The organism is Pseudomonas weihenstephanensis, from assembly GCF_001043055.1.
In the GTDB taxonomy this organism is placed as follows: Bacteria; Pseudomonadota; Gammaproteobacteria; order Pseudomonadales; family Pseudomonadaceae; genus Aquipseudomonas; species Aquipseudomonas weihenstephanensis.
In genome coordinates this window covers 268,111-285,563 of sequence record NZ_JYLF01000002.1, presented here as the reverse complement: position 1 = coordinate 285,563, position 17,453 = coordinate 268,111, and the positions used below count along the sequence as shown (strand labels likewise).

The following is a 17,453-nucleotide window of genomic DNA, read 5'->3' as shown; positions in this document are numbered from 1 at the left end:
TTAGAAATCCGCATCCCAATCCACCTTCATCTCGCCGGCGGCCAGGTCGACGCTCAACACGCATTGCTCTGTATAGGGCAACAAGCGATCACGATCATCCAGACTTCCTGGGCAAGGTTTGACTTCCATGACATCGTTCGAGCCAGTTTCCATCAGGTCAACAATCTTGCCGAGCAGTTGCCCTTCAAGGTTGGTCACTTTCAGTCCCTGCAGCTGGTACCAGTAGTACTCGCCGTCGGTCAGTTCAGGAAACAGGTTACGCGGCACGCAGATTTCAAATTCGCGAAGAAGACCCGCTTCGTCACGGTCATCGAGACCCTTGAGCTTTACAACCAGAAACTTGCCGTTATGAGAACGGCCACTGACCAGCTCTGCCTGTCGTACATCATTGCCGCGCCGAAGCGTCAGCTTTTTGTAGTCCAACAGGTTATCAATTGGATCCGTAAAGGAATAAACCTTCACTTCGCCGCGTACGCCGTGAATCGAGTAGATTTTGCCGATAACGATCAAATCATCAGCAGTTTCAGGCGTCACGCTCATATTGCTCAGGCCGCAGCCTTAGCATTTACTTTAACCAGCTGAGCAACACGCTCAGACATAGTTGCGCCAACGCTCAACCAGTAAGCCAGACGGTCTTCTTTAACGGAGAAACGAACTTCCTGACCACGGGCAACCGGGTTGAAGAAGCCAATTTGTTCCTTGTGGGAACCGTCACGTGGGTTACGGCTATCGGTAACGGTCAAGTGGTAAAACGGGCGCTTTTTGGAGCCGCCAAGGGCAAGACGGATTGTTAGCATGTGAACATCATTCCTGTAGTCGGTGCTGCAAATCTAAATGCACAGCGGGCATAGGTGCCCGAAAGGCCGCATATTCTAAGGAATATCCGGACTTTTGCAAATGTCTTTTTCTGGCGCCTATTGGCATAACACCCAGATTTGCTATAAGGCCGCCACGAATGGCGACAGGTCAGCTCCCGCACTGTGCGGGTTTGCTGGGGGTCTCGCATTGCTGCGAGCCGCGCAAACGCAAGCGCTTGCGCAGGTGATTTACATTTTTGGCATGCCACCGCCGGGCATCATCGAGCCCATGCCGCGCATCATTTTGGCCATGCCGCCTTTAGCCGAGAACTTTTTCATCATCTTTTGCATCTGCTTGTGTTGCTTGATCAAGCGACCGATGTCCTGCACTTGCGTGCCGGAGCCCATGGCAATACGGCGTTTGCGCGAACCGCTGATCAGGTCAGGGTCGCGGCGCTCGGCCGGGGTCATGGAGTTGATGATGGCTTCCATTTGCTTGAACTGCTTCTCTGCTGCGCCCTGGGCATTGCCCATTTGCGCCAGATTCACGCCACCCATGTTCGGCAGTTTGTCCATGAGACCGCCCAGGCCGCCCATGTTTTTCATCTGTTGCAGCTGATCGCGGAAGTCTTCGAGGTCGAAGCCCTTACCTTTCTTGAGCTTTTTGGCCAGTTTGTCGGCTTTGTCTTTATCGAGGGTCTGTTCGGCCTGCTCGATAAGGCTGAGCACATCGCCCATGCCCAAAATGCGTGACGCAATACGGTCCGGGTGGAACGGGTCCAGCGCGTCGCTCTTCTCGCCCATGCCGAGGAACTTGATCGGCTTGCCCGTGATTGCACGCACGGACAGTGCAGCACCGCCACGGGCATCACCGTCGACCTTGGTCAGGATCACGCCGGTCAGCGGCAGCGCGTCACCGAAGGCTTTGGCCGTGTTGGCGGCATCCTGACCGGTCATGGCGTCAACCACAAACAGGGTTTCTGCCGGTTTGACCGCGGCGTGCAGCGCTTGAATCTCGGCCATCATGTCGGCGTCGATGTGCAGGCGACCCGCGGTATCGACAATTACGACATCAATGAACTTGAGCTTGGCTTCATTGATAGCCGCCAGCGCAATCGCAACCGGCTTTTGGCTGATGTCGGACGCAAAGAACGTAACGCCCACTTCACCCGCCAGGGTTTCCAGCTGTTTGATCGCCGCCGGACGGTAAACGTCTACCGAAACCACCATGACGCTTTTCTTTTTGCGCTCTTTAAGGAAGCGCGCCAGCTTGCCCGCGGTGGTGGTTTTACCCGCACCCTGCAAACCGGCCATCAAAATAACAGCGGGAGGCGTGACGTTGAGGATCAAATCCTCGTTGGCAGCGCCCATCAGGCTTTCGAGTTCAGCCTGGACGATCTTCACAAACGCCTGGCCCGGCGTCAGGCTGCGCGACACTTCTGTGCCCACAGCGCGCTCTTTGACCGCGTTGACGAAGTCTTTGACCACTGGCAAAGCCACGTCGGCTTCCAGCAACGCCATGCGCACTTCGCGCAGGGTGTCTTTGATATTGTCCTCGGTCAGCTTGGCCTTGCCGGTGACATGGCGCAGCGTCTGCGAGAGACGGTCGGTTAAATTTTCAAACATGCGCGATCCTTTCAGGCCCAAAGTAGACCGGGGTTATTGCGGCCCAGCCCGTGTAAAACTGATGCTCGGCGAGCCTGCGGCGTGGGCAGGTCGCGGATTATAGCGAAGACTGATCGCGGCGGACACCTTACCGTCAGCTTATGTGGCCTTTCGTGTTCAGGCGGTTGTATGCCAAACTCAGCCCTTTCGGGCTTGCCTAACAGGATTTATGCTCCCCTTGTCACCGAGTTTGCTCCCCAGCCTCGCCGCCGCCTGCTTATACGCCGCTGCGACCTTCTATCAAGGCAATTGCCTGCGCCACGGCGCGAAGGCAAACAATCGTCTGTTGGTGACGCTCGGCATCCTTGCCGTCCTCGCCCACGCTGCGAGCCTGTTTACCCATTTGATGACTCCTGCCGGGCTTGAGCTGGACTTTTTCAGCGCGGCCAGCCTGATTGCTGTTGCCGTCATCAGCGTGACGCTGGTTGCGTGTGCGCGTATCCCGGTCGAGAACCTGTTGCTGCTGTTATACCCGTTAGGGGCACTCACGGTACTGATGTCCGAGTTCGCCCCGCCCGGCACCGTACAGGTCATTAATGAACAACCCGGCATTCTGGCCCATATCCTGCTGTCGATCCTGGCGTACGGAATGTTCACCATTGCGGTGTTCCAGGCCTTGTTACTGTCATTGCAGAACTACCAGCTCAAACACAAACACCCCAAGGGCCTGATCAAGAACTTCCCGCCGCTGCAAACCATGGAGAGCCTGCTGTTTGGCTTTTTGTGGGCAGGCTGGGCATTACTGTCGCTGTCACTGATTTCGGGCTGGCTGTTTTTGGGCAACCTGTTTGCCCAGCATCTGGTGCATAAAACCCTGCTGGCGTGCCTGGCGTGGATCGTTTTCAGCGTGCTGCTGTGGGGCCGTCATCACCTTGGCTGGCGCGGCCACAAAGCCATCCGCTGGACGTTTGCCGGGTTCTGCCTGCTGATGCTGGCCTACTTTGGCAGCAAGTTGGTTCGTGAATACATTCTGCATATCTGACGGGCGTTGATTATGGATAGCTTGCCCCCCGGGCCATTACTCGCCCTCTTGGCGCTGGTGTTTGCAGGGCTGGGATTCTGTATCGGGATTGTTTCGCGCAAGCCTCAGGCCGTGACACAACGCGGCGACGCCCACCCGCCGCATAACGCCCAGCCCGCTGAGGATAATGAACAACCTGGCAGCCGCCCACAGCTGCTGTCGGGCATTCATGCACTGGACAACATCACGGTTAACGACATCCTTATCCCGCGCAGCGAAGTCGAGGGCCTGAACCTGGACGACTCGATCGAAGACTTGATCGAACAACTGCGCCAGACCAAGCGCACGCGACTGCCGGTGTTTCACAACGACATCAATCAGGTCGAAGCCATCCTCAATACGCGCCACATCCAGCACATGCTGCCCGATGCCAGCTTGACCAAAGAGGCGATTCTGGCCGTCTGCCACGAACCCTACTTCATTCCTGAAAGCACCCCGCTGCAATTACAGCTGCTCAACTTTCATAAACAGCAGCGGCGCATCGGCATCGTGGTGGATGAGTACGGCGAAGTGCTGGGCATCGTGACCCTTGAGGACATTCTTGAAGAGATCGTCGGTGAGTTTGAAGACGAGCAAAACGCCGACAATCCGCACGTAGAACCACTGCCCGACGGCCGTTACGTGGTGGATGGCGCCGCGTCCATCCGCGAGTTGAACAAAAGCCTGGGCTGGCAACTGCCTTGCGATGGCCCGAAAACCTTGAACGGCCTAGTCACTGAAGCACTGGAAACCATCCCCGAAACCACGGTGTGCCTGAAAATCGGTCGTTACAGACTGGAAATTCTAGAGACCGAAGAAAACCGTGTCAGCCGCGTACTGATCTGGCACAACAGCGTCAAGCCTGCGGCCTGATCCCAGCCGCGCAGCTTGTTCCACCCCACCGCCGCTCCCTATAATCACTCCCGCTTACCCAAGCCTGGCCGACACGCGTGCTACCCGCACTCAGCGTCGTCGGCCTGCCGCTGCTGGCTGTACCTGCGCACGCTCCCATCCCGAGCGGCGCTTGCACCCTGGTATCCCTCAGGGCCAATGACCATAAAAAATCGCTCAGCCTTGTCTGGCCTCACCGGCAGATAACGCCACGGGCACATAACTGTCAGGGATATGCACATGACCACAACCACTACGTTCAGCGAAGCCTCGTGCGATAAACCGGTTAACTCGGCCTCCCGCGTGGCCACTGCCAGCTTTATCGGGACGGCCATCGAGTTCTACGATTTCTACGTGTATGCCACCGCCGCAGCGCTGGTCATCGGCCCGGTTTTCTTCCCGCAAACCTCTGGCACCGCGCAAATGCTGTCGGCGTTTCTGACGTTCGGCATTGCCTTCCTCGCCCGCCCGCTCGGCTCCTTTGTGTTTGGCCACTATGGCGACCGCATTGGGCGCAAATCCACGCTGGTGGCATCGCTGCTGTTGATGGGCGTGTGTACCACGCTGATTGGCGTGCTACCGGGCTACGCCACAATCGGTGCCTGGGCACCTATTCTGCTGTGCGTGCTGCGTTTCGGGCAGGGCCTAGGCTTGGGCGGGGAATGGGGCGGCGCAGCGTTGCTGGCCACCGAGAACGCACCGAAAGGCAAGCGCGCCTGGTTCGGAATGTTTCCGCAATTGGGGCCCTCAATTGGCTTTCTGGCGGCCAACGGGTTGTTCTTGATGCTGGCAATGACCCTAAGCGATGAACAGTTTCGCTCATGGGGCTGGCGGATTCCGTTCCTGCTCAGCGCAGCCTTGGTCATGGTCGGTTTATATGTGCGGCTCAAACTCGAAGAGACCCCGGTGTTCGCCAAAGCCGTGGCGCAACACGAACGGGTGAAAATGCCGATCGTTGAACTGTTAAGCAACTACTGGGCACCGATGCTGCTGGGCGCCGCCTCGATGGTGGTGTGCTACGCGCTGTTTTATATCTCAACCGTGTTTTCGCTGAGTTACGGCGTGTCCACGCTGGGCTATACCCGCGAGACTTTCCTCGGGCTGCTGTGCTTTGCCGTGCTGTTCATGGCCGCTGCAACACCCCTTTCTGCATGGGCCAGTGACCGTTATGGGCGCAAACCGGTGCTGATCGTGGGCGGCGTGCTGGCGATCGCGTCAGGTTTTTTGATGGAACCGCTGCTCACCCACGGCACGACCTGGGGCGTGGCGCTGTTCTTGTGCATCGAACTGTTTCTGATGGGCGTGACGTTTGCACCGATGGGCGCGCTGCTGCCTGAGCTGTTTCCAACGCGCGTGCGGTATACCGGCGCCTCGGCTGCCTACAATCTGGGCGGCATTGTCGGCGCGTCAGCCGCACCCTTCTTCGCCCAAAAGCTGGTAAGCATGGGCGGTTTGAGCTGGGTGGGCGGCTACGTGTCAGGCGCGGCGATACTCAGTTTGATCGCCGTGCTGTGCTTGAAGGAAACCAGAGAGGCTGACCTGAACAAGGTCGGGTAAAAAAGCTATATCCCGCAGGCTGCGTTTTTTGATCTAAAAGATCGCAGCCTGCGGAAACTTCCAACTGTTTACAGCTCGACGACGACCGCTTTGGCAGCACGAGTCGCTTTGGCGCGAGCCGCTTCAATCGACTCGTCACGCGCCAGGGCCACGCCCATGCGGCGCTGACCATTGACTTCAGGTTTGCCAAATAGGCGCAAAGCCGTGTCCGGCTCACTCAACGCAGCACCCAGGTTGGCGAAGGCGGTCTGGGTCGACTGCCCTTCCACCAAAATCACCGCCGAGGCCGATGGCCCAAACTGACGAATCAAGGGAATCGGCAGGCCGAGAATCGCGCGGGCATGCAGCGCAAACTGCGACAAGTCCTGCGAAATCAACGTCACCAAACCCGTGTCATGCGGGCGCGGCGAGACTTCGCTGAACCACACTTGATCGCCTTTGATAAACAGTTCGACACCAAACAGGCCGCGCCCGCCCAACGCCTCAGTCACCGACTTGGCCACGCGCTCGGATTCAGCCAGTGCAATCGGGCTCATGGCCTGTGGCTGCCATGATTCCTGGTAATCGCCCTTCTCCTGACGATGACCTACCGGCGCGCAGAACGTTGTGCCGCCGACATGGCGCACCGTGAGCAAGGTGATTTCGTAATCGAAGTCGATGAAGCCTTCGATGATGACCCGGCCTTTACCGGCGCGGCCGCCTTCTTGCGCGTAGTCCCAGGCTGTTTGCACGTCATCGGCACCGCGCAACAGGCTTTGGCCTTTGCCCGACGAACTCATCACCGGTTTGACGACACACGGGAAGCCGAGGTCTTGCACAGCACGGCTGTACTCCTCGAACGTGTCGGCAAAGTGATAAGGCGAAGTGGGCAGGTCCAGCTCTTCTGCCGCCAGGCGACGAATGCCTTCACGGTTCATGGTCAAGGACGTGGCACGCGCGGTCGGGATCACGGTGAAGCCTTCGGCTTCCAGCTCAACCAGCGTGGCGGTGGCGATGGCTTCGATTTCCGGCACGATGAAGTGCGGCTTTTCAGCTTCGATCACGGCGCGCAACGCCGCACCATCCAGCATGTTGATCACGTGACTGCGATGCGCAACTTGCATGGCCGGTGCATTGGCGTAGCGATCTACGGCGATCACTTCGACACCCAAACGCTGCAATTCGATGACGACTTCTTTACCCAGCTCGCCGCAGCCACACAGCAATACGCGGGTCGCGGTCGGCGACAGTGGAGTTCCGATACGGGTCATTTCAGGTCCTCAAGGAAACAAATCATCGAAGGCGCTCGCCAGGCCAGCGCCTGCTGGGGGAGAAAGGCCGGCATTTTACATGATCTGGGGCGCGTGACCTTATTGAGCCGCGGCTTTGCGCAAACGCCAGGCCATCGCCAACCACACGCAGGTCACACCGGCGAACTTTGAACCCATCGCGGTGAGGATCACGCCGGGGGTGAAGGCGTCGATCATGCCGAAGAAGATGAAGGTATCAATCGGAATACTCAGCGCCGAACTGATCCACAAGCGGTCTTGCAGCGGGCGCTTGGTGATACTGAACACCAGCCAGTCAATGCATTCGGACACCGCAAAGGCGGTGGCGCTGGCCAGGGCAATCGAAGGGTCTGAGGTCACATACGACAGCACCAGCGCCGCGAGCATGGCCACAATGGCGCCGTGGCCAAAGCGGATTTGCACCATGTCGCGCAACACGAATACCAGCCCGCCCCAGGCCGACCAGATGATGTCCAGATGCGGGGCGGTAGAAAACGCGTAGTTGATCAGTACGACGCTGGCGATATAAGCGATAAGAAACAGCATGGGAACGGGCAGCACCTGTGAATAAGGCGCACAGGGTACTTGAGTCAATCACAACTGTGTAGTCGCTGCCGCAGGCTGCGACAAGGCCCATGCAGACGTCAAGTCAACGGGGTGTGCAACCCTTCGCAGCCTGCGGCAGCGACTCCAAAAGCATTACGCACTGCCCAGCAGCCACACCACCCCGCTGGACGCAGCACGCTCATTACACAACGCCAGCACTTCGCGCCGTTCAGGGTTGGTCATGCGGCTCCAGCGGGTGATTTCGGCCACGCTGCGCTGACAGCCGGTGCAGATGTCCGCCTCGTCCAATGCGCAGATATTGACGCAGGGGGATGCGACCGGGCGCTCCGGCTCGCTCACGATGGCTGCTCTTCAAGATCGCGGGCATAGCGCTGGCCGTTCTGCACATAGTGCGCAGCGCTGGCTTCAAGCAGTTTTTTCTGCTCATCCGTCAGGTCGCGAACCACCTTGCCCGGTGAACCCATGACCAGTGAACCGTCAGGGATGACCTTGCCTTCACCAATCAGCGAATTAGCGCCGATGATGCAGTGCTTACCGATGTGTGCGCCGTTGAGAATCACCGCGTTGATGCCTATCAGGCTGTAATCGCCCACGGTGCAACCATGCAACATGGCGTTGTGACCGATGGTCACGCCCGTGCCCAGCGTCAGCGGATAGCCCATGTCGGTGTGCATCACCGCGCCGTCCTGTACGTTGCTGTGTTTACCGATCAGGATCAGCTCGTTGTCGCCGCGCAACACCGCGTTGAACCATACACTGGCACCTTCTTCCAGCCGGACCTTACCGATCAGGGTGGCATTGGGCGCGGTCCAGCTGTCGGGGTGGGTGTCGACGAACGAGTCGCCCAAACGGTATTTCATGCGAATGTCCTCAAGGCAGGCGTGACCTTCTTTCTATAGAAGGCTCTAGATATTGATAAAACGTTCCGGCGGGGTGTGCAGGTTGATATTCACGTCGTCGTAAAGCAGGTTCATCAGTTCAACGATCATGATTGCCGTCAGCCCCCAGATCTTGTAATCGCTAAAACGGTAGCTCGGCACGTACCAACTGCGGCCCTGGTAATCGATACGGTGGGTATGCTCACGCGGGTCCTGGCGAAAGAAATCCAGCGGCACACTGAACACAGCGGCAATTTCGGCATCGTTGGCCAGGTATTCGACGTAATCGGGCACCACGCCAACATAGGGCGTGACGCGGATGCCATGCAGGGAAATCAAGGGACTGAGCGGGCCGATAACTTCGACCAAACCCGGCGGCAGGCCGATTTCTTCTTCGGCTTCACGCAGGGCGGTGAATACGAGGTCCAGGTCTTCGGGGTCACGCCGGCCACCGGGAAATGCCACCTCGCCACCATGGGTCGACAACCCGCTGGCGCGCAAGGTCAAAATCAGTTCGGGCTTGTCATTGCGGGTCACTGGCAGCAATACCGCAGCTTCGGGGAAACTACGCTCTGTTACCAGCGTTCGCGGGGTATAGCGGCGCACGCGGCCAAGCAGCTCGTCCAGCATAGGTCATCTCGATCCGTCACTTATCGGGCATCATGCACCAAATCACCCGGAGCACCCAAGCCCCACACTGTCGCAGTGTCGCGATGCAGCACTTGCCCAGGCCCTGCTTCAGCCCCCAAGATAGGCGCCACAACAGAGAGCACAGCATGAAATTTTGCAGCCAGTGTGGTCATTCCGTCAGCCAGCACATCCCGCAGGGTGACTCGCGCCTGCGGTATGTGTGTGACCACTGCCAGGTCATTCACTATCAAAACCCGAATATCGTCGCCGGTTGCGTCGCGACCTGGGGCACGCAGGTGTTGCTGTGCCGACGTGCAATCGAGCCACGCAAGGGCTATTGGACCCTGCCCGCAGGCTTTATGGAGAATGGCGAAACCGTCGAACAGGCCGCCCAACGCGAAACCCGCGAAGAAGCCTGTGCCGAAGTGGCCAACCTGAGCATCTATACCCTGATTGATGTGCCGCACATCAATCAGGTGCATATTTTCTACCGTGCCCAAATGCTGAACCCACACTATGCGGCCGGTGAAGAGAGCCTTGACGTGCGGTTGTTTGATGAAGCCGACATCCCTTGGTCCGAGCTGGCTTTTCGCACGGTCAGTCGTACCTTAGAATGCTTTTTCGCTGACCGCCCGAACCAGGTTTACCCCGTGCGCAGCGAAGCCGTTGCACCTTTGGCCGGTTTGGCCAAGCCCCAACAATAACGACGCCCGTCACCCATTTGTACCTTTAGGGATACCGCTCCATGCGCTGGTTGTTCGCCGCCCTTTGCCTCTCATTCGCTGTTACGTGCCAAGCCGCTGTTGTCGTCACGATCAACGGCAAACCTGTCGATAAAAATGCGGTCATAAAGCCGGTTCATACGGCTCAGCCCACCCGTGGCAGCAAGCCGGTGGAGAAAATCCTCGTGCTCAAGTCAGCGCGCCAGTTGCAGCTGATCAGCGACGGCAAGCCGATCAAGACTTACCGCATCTCGCTGGGCAAGCAGCCTAAAGGGCCGAAAACCCGCGAGGGGGACAAACGCACCCCAGAGGGGCTGTACTGGGTCGACTGGCGCAAAAAAAGCGAGAAGTTCAACCTTGCGATGCACATCTCGTATCCCAACATCAGCGATGCTGCCCACGCACGCCGTGAAGGTGTAAGCCCCGGCTCGATGATCATGATCCACGGCACGCCCGACACCGAAGAAAACCCGGAAAACCTGTTCCACACGCTGGACTGGACCGATGGCTGCATCGCCATGAAAAATGTCGAAATGCGCGAAGTGTGGAACCTCACCAAAGACGGCACGATGGTTGAGATTCGCCCTTAACAGCTGAATCCGCCGACAGCAAAAAGCCCGCTGACCGTTACCGGTTCAGCGGGCTTTTGGCATGGCAAAGGGCTAGAAATCAGCCAGGCGCCACACTTCATACGCCGGTGTTTCGTACGGGTGGCTGAGCTTGAGCGCAGCCACCACGGCTTGAATCAGATCATCGGCAACGACCAGCTCAACTTTCCACTCCCCCACATACTCAACCTGGCCGGTTTGCCCGATAAACGGCTGACTGCCGTCCAGCGCACGAAACTGGCCTTGGCCCATGGTCTGCCAGGCGCAGTGATCGTACTGGCCGATTCGACCGCCACCGGCAGCAAAGACGGCGTCCTTGACCCCGTCGACATGGCTGGGCGGCACGAAAAAGCTGAGCTTGTACATCGCGCTTAATCCACCCAGACGCGAGCGTTACGGAACATGCGCAACCACGGCGCATCTTCGTTCCACTCCTCGGGACGCCACGAGTTCTGCACGGCGCGGAATACCCGCTCCGGGTGCGGCATCATGATGGTCACACGGCCGTCACGACTGGTCAGACCGGTAATCCCGCGCGGCGAACCGTTCGGGTTGGCCGGGTAGTTTTCAGTCACTTTGCCGTGGTTGTCGACGAAACGCAGCGCCACCGAACCGGACAAGTCGGCTTGCAGCAAGGCTTCTTCGCTGGCGAACTCGGCATGGCCTTCACCGTGCGCGATAGCGATTGGCATGCGCGAACCGGCCATGCCTTGCAGGAAGATCGAGTTCGACTCCTGCACTTGCACCATTGCCACACGCGCTTCGAACTGCTCGGAACGGTTGCGCACAAAGTGTGGCCACAACTCGCTGCCCGGAATCAGTTCGCTCAGGTTGGACATCATCTGGCAACCGTTGCACACACCCAGCGAGAAGCTGTCGGAGCGTTCGAAGAAGCTCTGGAACGCATCGCGGGCACGGGTGTTGAACAGTGCTGACTTGGCCCAGCCTTCACCGGCACCCAGCACGTCGCCGTAAGAGAAACCACCGCAAGCCACCATGCCCTTGAACTCGTTCAGGTCGACACGGCCGGCCAGAATGTCGCTCATGTGCACGTCGATCGCGTTGAAACCGGCACGGTCAAACGCCGCCGCCATTTCAACCTGACCGTTGACGCCCTGCTCGCGCAGTACAGCCACTTGCGGGCGAATGCCTTTTTTGATGTACGGCGCACTGATGTTGTGGTTGACGTCAAAGCCCAGCTTGACGCTCAGGCCCGGATTGTCTTCTTCCAGCAACACGTCGAATTCCTGATCCGCACAGTCGGCGTTATCACGCAGACGCTGGATCTGGTAGCTGGTCTGCGCCCACTGACGCTGCAACGCGCCACGCTGACCTTCAAAGACGGTTTCGCCTTTGAGGCTGATGGTCACTTCGCTGTTGTTCAACGGCTGGCCAATCACGGCCACGCACTCACCCAGGCCTGCCACGCTGAACTGGGCCAGAATTTCGGCCGTAGCGTCCTGACGCACTTGAATCACGGCACCAAGCTCTTCGTTGAACAGGATGGCCGGGATTTCGCTGGCGTTTTGGGTCAGGCAATCGAGCGTCAAGCTCAGGCCACAGTGACCGGCAAAAGCCATCTCCAGCACGCTGGTCATCAAACCACCGTCGGAACGGTCGTGGTAGGCCAGCAAGTGACCGTCCGCGTTCAGCCCCTGAATCACGGCGAAGAAGGCTTTGAGGTCTTCTGCGTCATCGACGTCTGGCGCCTGCTTGCCCAGCTTGCCGTAGGTTTGCGCCAGGATGGAGGCCCCCATACGGTTTTGGCCACGGCCCAGATCGATCAGGATCAGATCGGTCAGCCCCTTGTCCATGCGCAGTTCAGGGGTCAGGGTTTGACGGATATCCACCACGGGGGCGAAACCGGTCACGATCAGCGACAACGGCGAGGTGACGCTCTTGTCGGCGCCCTCTTCGCTCCAGCGGGTTTGCATCGACATCGAGTCTTTGCCCACTGGAATGGTGATGCCCAACTCTGGGCACAGTTCCATGCCGACCGCTTTGACTGTGTCGAACAGGCGCGCGTCTTCACCGGGATGACCCGCAGCGGACATCCAGTTGGCCGACATTTTGATGTCAGACAGCTTGCCGATGCGCGACGCGGCAATGTTGGTCAGGGTTTCGCCGATGGCCATACGGCCCGATGCCGGAGCATCCAGCAGAGCCAGCGGAGTGCGCTCGCCCATCGCCATCGCTTCACCGGTGTAAACGTCAAAGCTGGTGGCGGTCACGGCCACGTCAGCCACGGGCACTTGCCACGGGCCAACCATTTGGTCGCGAGCAACCAGGCCGGTGATGGTGCGGTCGCCAATGGTGATCAGGAAGCTTTTGCTGGCAACGGCCGGGTGATACAGCACGCGCTCAACGCACTCGGCGATGCTCAGCGTTGCAGGATCGAAATCATCGCCCAACTCCGCTTCACGCACGGCCGAACGGTGCATGCGCGGTGCTTTGCCCAGCAACACTTCCAGTGGCATGTCCACCGGGTTGTTGCCGAAGTGGCTGTCGGTGACCGTCAGTTGCGGTTCAGCCGTAGCCTCACCGACCACGGCAAACGGGCAACGTTCACGTTCGCAAATGGCCTGGAAGCGCTCGAAATCTTCTACGCCCACTGCCAGGACGTAACGTTCCTGGGATTCGTTGCTCCAGATTTCGTGCGGGGCCATGCCCGGCTCGTCGTTTGGAATGTTGCGCAGTTCGAAGCGACCACCACGCTCGCCGTCATTTACCAGCTCGGGGAAGGCATTGGACAGGCCGCCTGCACCCACGTCGTGGATGAAGCTGATCGGGTTTTTGTCACCCAACTGCCAGCAACGGTCGATCACTTCCTGGCAACGACGCTCCATTTCCGGGTTTTCGCGCTGTACCGAAGCGAAGTCCAGGTCAGCCGAGCTTGCGCCCGTCGCCATAGAGGAAGCGGCACCGCCGCCCAGACCGATCAACATCGCCGGGCCGCCCAGCACGATCAGCTTGGAGCCGACCGTGATCTCGGCTTTCTGTACGTGCTCGGCGCGGATGTTGCCCATGCCGCCCGCCAACATGATCGGCTTGTGATAGCCGCGCACTTCGTCGCCATGCGGGGTGGTGATGGACTGCTCAAAGGTACGGAAGTAGCCGGTCAGGGCCGGACGACCGAACTCGTTGTTGAACGCGGCGCCGCCCAGCGGGCCTTCGATCATGATGTCGAGCGCGGTCACAATGCGCTCAGGCTTGCCGTACGGCACTTCCCACGGCTGTACGAAGCCCGGAATTTGCAGGTTGGACACGGTAAAACCGGTAAGGCCCGCTTTGGGCTTGGCACCACGCCCTGTTGCGCCTTCATCGCGGATTTCGCCGCCAGAACCGGTCGCCGCACCCGGAAACGGGGCAATGGCGGTCGGGTGGTTGTGCGTCTCGACTTTCATCAAGATGTGCACCGGCTCTTGTACCGCGCCGTATTGGCGGGTGTCAGGGTTGGGGAAGAAACGACCGGCCACGCTGCCGACAATCACCGAAGCGTTGTCTTTATAGGCCGACAACACACCTTCGCTGTGCATCACGTAGGTGTTTTTGATCATGCCAAACAGGCTTTTTTCCTGATTTTGGCCGTCGATGTCCCAACTGGCGTTGAAGATCTTGTGGCGGCAATGCTCGGAGTTGGCCTGGGCAAACATCATCAGCTCGATGTCGTGCGGGTTACGACCCAAACCGTTGAAAGCATTGACCAGATAGTCGATTTCGTCATCTGCCAGCGCAAGACCCAACTCGACGTTGGCTTTTTCCAGCGCAGCACGACCACCACCCAACACATCAATCGCGGTCAGCGGCTTGGGTTCGGCGTGGCTGAACAAACCAGCCGCCTGCTCCAGATCGCCCAACACAATTTGCGTCATGCGGTCGTGCAAGGTCGCGCCAATCAGCTCGGCTTCAGCGTCGCTGAATTGACCTGCCACATAGAACGCAATGCCACGCTCCAGGCGCTGGATTTTAGCCAGGCCACAGTTACGGGCAATGTCGCTGGCCTTGCTCGACCAAGGGGAGATGGTGCCAAACCGCGGCAACACCAGGAACAGTCGGCCGCTCGGCTCTTGGACCGGCACACTTGGACCGTACTTCAGGAGACGAGCCAGTACCAATTGCTCATCGCGGGTCAACTCACCAGTAACATCGGCGAAGTGGGCGAATTCAGCGTACAAGCCACTGACAGCTGGAACCTTTTGGCTCAGTTGTGCGAGAAGTTTGTTGTGGCGAAAGGCAGATAGGGCAGGAGCGCCGCGCAGGATCAACATCTTCGGGACAGCCTCGGGAGGGGTGTGCTTTGAGGCCCGGCATTCTAACGTAAACCTTTGGTCTCGGCACCCGAAACGGCACACCTTGCGCACGTCAAACGTCGTTAATCGATCAGGGCCTTATTCTTTATGGCTATCAGCGTCCCCAGGCCAAGTCTGTTTGGGTCTTTGAAGAACCCTAAAAGGCCCATTTCACAAGGGTTTGAGCTGATTTGAGGGTTATCAACCGGCTGACAGCAGATTGCCGTGATATGGCACTCGCGCTGCTTTGCGTATACTGCGCCCATGTTTTCTCTATCTGTATTCCGCCAGCGTTGCGCCAAATGGCTCCTCGCAACCGGACTCTTCCTGATGCTCGGTGCCTGCGTTGAAAAACCCAGCACCCTGGAGCGCGTAAAGGAGGATGGGGTACTGCGGGTGATCACCCGTAACAGCCCGGCCACCTACTTCGAGGATCGCAACGGCGAAACCGGCTTTGAATACGAGCTGGTGAAACGCTTTGCCGATGATCTGGGCGTGGAGCTGAAGATCGAAACAGCCGATAACCTGGACGACCTGTTTACCCAGCTCGGCCAACCTGACGGCCCGGTGCTGGCTGCTGCCGGACTGGTCAGCAGCGAAAATCGCCTCCAACAAGCCAAGTTTTCTCACCCCTACCTTGAGGTCACGCCGCAGATCATCTATCGCAACGGCCAGTCACGCCCTACCTCTGCGGCAGACCTGGCAGGCAAGCGCATCACGGTGCTCAAAGGCAGCTCCCACGCAGAGCAACTCGCCGAACTCAAAAAGCAATACCCCGGCATTGAGTACGAAGAGTCTGACGCTGTTGAAGTCGTCGACCTGCTGCGTATGGTCGATGAAGGTCAAATCGACCTGACACTGGTTGACTCCAATGAAGTGGCCATGAACCAGGTGTACTTTCCTAACGTGCGCGTGGCCTTCGACCTGGGCGATGCTCGCAGCCAGCGCTGGGCGGTGATGGCAGGTGAAGACAACAGCCTGTTGAACGAGATCAACGCCTACCTCGACAAGGTTGAAAAGAACGGCACGTTGCAGCGCCTCAAAGACCGTTATTACGGCCACGTCGATGTGCTGGGTTACGTGGGCGCTTACACCTTTGCTCAACACCTGCAACAACGCCTGCCCAAGTACGAAAAATTCTTTAAGGAGGCCGCCAAAAAAGAAGGCGTGGACTGGCGACTGCTGGCAGCGATGGGCTATCAGGAATCCCTGTGGCAACCCACCGTCACCTCAAAAACCGGGGTTCGCGGCCTGATGATGCTCACCCAGAACACCGCACAGGCGATGGGCGTGGCCAATCGACTGGACGCCAAGCAAAGCATTTATGGCGGCGCGAAGTATTTGGCACTGATCAAGAGCGAGCTGGACGACGACATTCAGGAGCCGGATCGAACCTGGTTTGCGCTGGCCGCGTATAACGTTGGCGGCGGGCACCTGGATGACGCACGCAAACTGGCGAAAAAAGAAGGCCTGAACCCGAACAAGTGGCTGGACGTTAAAAAAATGCTGCCGCGCCTTGCGCAGAAACAGTGGTACAGCAAAACCCGCTACGGCTACGCCCGCGGCGGCGAGCCCGTGCACTTTGTGGCCAACATCCGTCGTTACTACGACATCCTGACCTGGGCCACGCAGCCGCAACTGGAAGGCGACCAGGCCGCCGACAGCACACTGCACATCCCCGGCATCGACAAGACCAAGCCCAAAGAAGAGCCGCAGCTTTAACCCTGCACTGATAAAACCCGTCAAACCCTGTAGCCGCTGCCGAGCAACGAAGGCTGCGACTACAGTCAGAACTGCTTAAACTTTGGCAGCCGCCTCAATCAGCGCTTTCATCTCGGCCACTGCCGATTTGAAGCCCACAAACAGTGCGTGCGCCACCAGTGCATGGCCAATATTCAACTCGTTGATGCCCTTGATCGCTGCCACGTCTTGCACGTTGTGATAGTGCAAACCGTGACCGGCGTTAACGATCAGACCCTGGGCCAAACCAAACGCCACGCCATCAGCGACACGCGTCAATTCTTCAGCCACCTCGGTTGGCGTCTGTGCATCGGCGTAACGCCCGGTGTGCAGCTCAATCGCCGGTGCGCCCACGCGACGGGAAGCTTCGATCTGGCGCTCGTCGGCATCGATAAACAAGGACACTTCGCAGCCGATCCGGCTCAGGCGCTCTACGGCGGCCTTGATTCGTGCTTGCTGCCCCGCTACGTCCAGGCCCCCTTCTGTGGTCAGTTCCTGACGTGTTTCGGGCACCAGGCAGATGTGCGCCGGACGAATGCGCTCGGCGAATACCATCATTTCTTCGGTCACGCCCATCTCGAAGTTCATGCGGGTTTGCAGCACGTCCTTGAGCAGCAACACGTCGCGCTCTTGTATGTGACGACGGTCTTCACGCAGGTGCACGGTGATCCCATCAGCGCCCGCCTCTTCTGCGTCCAGCGCGGCCTTGACCGGGTCAGGGTAACGCGTGCCGCGCGCCTGGCGCAGCGTGGCTACGTGGTCGATGTTCACGCCGAGAAGAATGCGATTGCTGTGGGTCACGGTGGCTCTCCTGAAGAGTTGCAGATTCGGCGCACAGCAT

General features: G+C 58.8%; 16 protein-coding genes and 1 pseudogene. 6 read left to right on the top strand and 11 right to left on the bottom strand.

What is annotated here, in order from left to right:
• The 3 genes from rimM to ffh form a co-directional block, all read right to left on the bottom strand.
• Nucleotides 1-540: a ribosome maturation factor RimM gene (rimM, locus tag TU86_RS05520; RefSeq protein ID WP_048363294.1), complete on the bottom strand. Its 540-nt coding sequence runs from the start codon at nt 538-540 to the stop codon at nt 1-3.
• A gap of 5 nt (nt 541-545) precedes the next feature.
• A complete protein-coding gene (gene rpsP / locus TU86_RS05515) occupies nt 546-797 on the bottom strand; it encodes a 30S ribosomal protein S16 (RefSeq protein ID WP_048363293.1) in 252 nt (83 codons plus the stop codon).
• A gap of 249 nt (nt 798-1,046) precedes the next feature.
• Nucleotides 1,047-2,423, bottom strand: coding sequence for a signal recognition particle protein (gene ffh / locus TU86_RS05510; protein ID WP_048363292.1), 1,377 nt, complete (start codon nt 2,421-2,423; stop codon nt 1,047-1,049).
• A gap of 208 nt (nt 2,424-2,631) precedes the next feature.
• On the opposite strand from ffh, the gene TU86_RS05505 reads away from it, so the two are divergent.
• The 3 genes and pseudogenes from TU86_RS05505 (at nt 2,632) to TU86_RS05490 (ending at nt 5,910) form a co-directional block, all read left to right on the top strand.
• On the top strand, nt 2,632-3,444 hold the full coding sequence (locus tag TU86_RS05505) for a cytochrome C assembly family protein (protein WP_048363291.1): 813 nt from the start codon (nt 2,632-2,634) through the stop codon (nt 3,442-3,444).
• A gap of 198 nt (nt 3,445-3,642) precedes the next feature.
• Nucleotides 3,643-4,335: pseudogene (locus tag TU86_RS05500) on the top strand (transporter associated domain-containing protein); the annotation flags it as partial.
• 258 nt (nt 4,336-4,593) lie between these two features.
• Nucleotides 4,594-5,910 (top strand): MFS transporter, encoded by a 1,317-nt coding sequence (locus TU86_RS05490; RefSeq protein ID WP_048363288.1) that lies wholly within the window; start codon nt 4,594-4,596, stop codon nt 5,908-5,910.
• 68 nt (nt 5,911-5,978) lie between these two features.
• On the opposite strand, the gene purT is transcribed toward TU86_RS05490, so the two are convergent.
• From purT to TU86_RS05465, 5 genes are all read right to left on the bottom strand, one after another.
• Nucleotides 5,979-7,160, bottom strand: coding sequence for a formate-dependent phosphoribosylglycinamide formyltransferase (gene purT, locus TU86_RS05485; RefSeq protein ID WP_048363287.1), 1,182 nt, complete (start codon nt 7,158-7,160; stop codon nt 5,979-5,981).
• Between the two features lie 99 nt (nt 7,161-7,259).
• Complete coding sequence (locus tag TU86_RS05480) at nt 7,260-7,724, bottom strand: 7-cyano-7-deazaguanine/7-aminomethyl-7-deazaguanine transporter (RefSeq protein WP_048363286.1); 465 nt, start codon at nt 7,722-7,724, stop codon at nt 7,260-7,262.
• Between the two features lie 153 nt (nt 7,725-7,877).
• A complete protein-coding gene (locus TU86_RS05475) occupies nt 7,878-8,084 on the bottom strand; it encodes a DUF1289 domain-containing protein (protein WP_048363285.1) in 207 nt (68 codons plus the stop codon).
• Entirely contained in the window at nt 8,081-8,605 is a 525-nt protein-coding gene (locus TU86_RS05470) for a gamma carbonic anhydrase family protein (protein WP_048363284.1), read from the bottom strand. The genes TU86_RS05475 and TU86_RS05470 overlap by 4 nt, the downstream gene beginning before the upstream one ends.
• A 45-nt stretch (nt 8,606-8,650) precedes the next feature.
• Complete coding sequence (locus tag TU86_RS05465; RefSeq protein ID WP_048363283.1) at nt 8,651-9,253, bottom strand: CoA pyrophosphatase; 603 nt, start codon at nt 9,251-9,253, stop codon at nt 8,651-8,653.
• Between the two features lie 146 nt (nt 9,254-9,399).
• Between TU86_RS05465 and TU86_RS05460 the strand changes: the two genes are divergently transcribed.
• Nucleotides 9,400-9,957, top strand: coding sequence for an NUDIX hydrolase (locus TU86_RS05460; RefSeq protein WP_048363282.1), 558 nt, complete (start codon nt 9,400-9,402; stop codon nt 9,955-9,957).
• A gap of 41 nt (nt 9,958-9,998) precedes the next feature.
• Entirely contained in the window at nt 9,999-10,565 is a 567-nt protein-coding gene (locus tag TU86_RS05455; RefSeq protein ID WP_048363281.1) for a L,D-transpeptidase family protein, read from the top strand.
• Nucleotides 10,566-10,637: 72 nt separating this feature from the next.
• On the opposite strand, the gene TU86_RS05450 is transcribed toward TU86_RS05455, so the two are convergent.
• Together TU86_RS05450 and purL are read right to left on the bottom strand one after the other, a co-directional pair.
• On the bottom strand, nt 10,638-10,949 hold the full coding sequence (locus TU86_RS05450; RefSeq protein WP_048363280.1) for a YqfO family protein: 312 nt from the start codon (nt 10,947-10,949) through the stop codon (nt 10,638-10,640).
• A 5-nt stretch (nt 10,950-10,954) separates the two neighbouring features.
• Nucleotides 10,955-14,851: a phosphoribosylformylglycinamidine synthase gene (purL, locus tag TU86_RS05445; protein WP_048363279.1), complete on the bottom strand. Its 3,897-nt coding sequence runs from the start codon at nt 14,849-14,851 to the stop codon at nt 10,955-10,957.
• Nucleotides 14,852-15,136: 285 nt separating this feature from the next.
• On the opposite strand from purL, the gene mltF reads away from it, so the two are divergent.
• Nucleotides 15,137-16,594 (top strand): membrane-bound lytic murein transglycosylase MltF, encoded by a 1,458-nt coding sequence (mltF, locus tag TU86_RS05435; protein WP_048363277.1) that lies wholly within the window; start codon nt 15,137-15,139, stop codon nt 16,592-16,594.
• A 75-nt stretch (nt 16,595-16,669) separates the two neighbouring features.
• Here the strand turns inward: mltF and pdxJ are convergent, their stop codons facing one another.
• Entirely contained in the window at nt 16,670-17,413 is a 744-nt protein-coding gene (pdxJ, locus tag TU86_RS05430) for a pyridoxine 5'-phosphate synthase (RefSeq protein ID WP_048363276.1), read from the bottom strand.
• Nucleotides 17,414-17,453 lie beyond the last annotated feature (40 nt).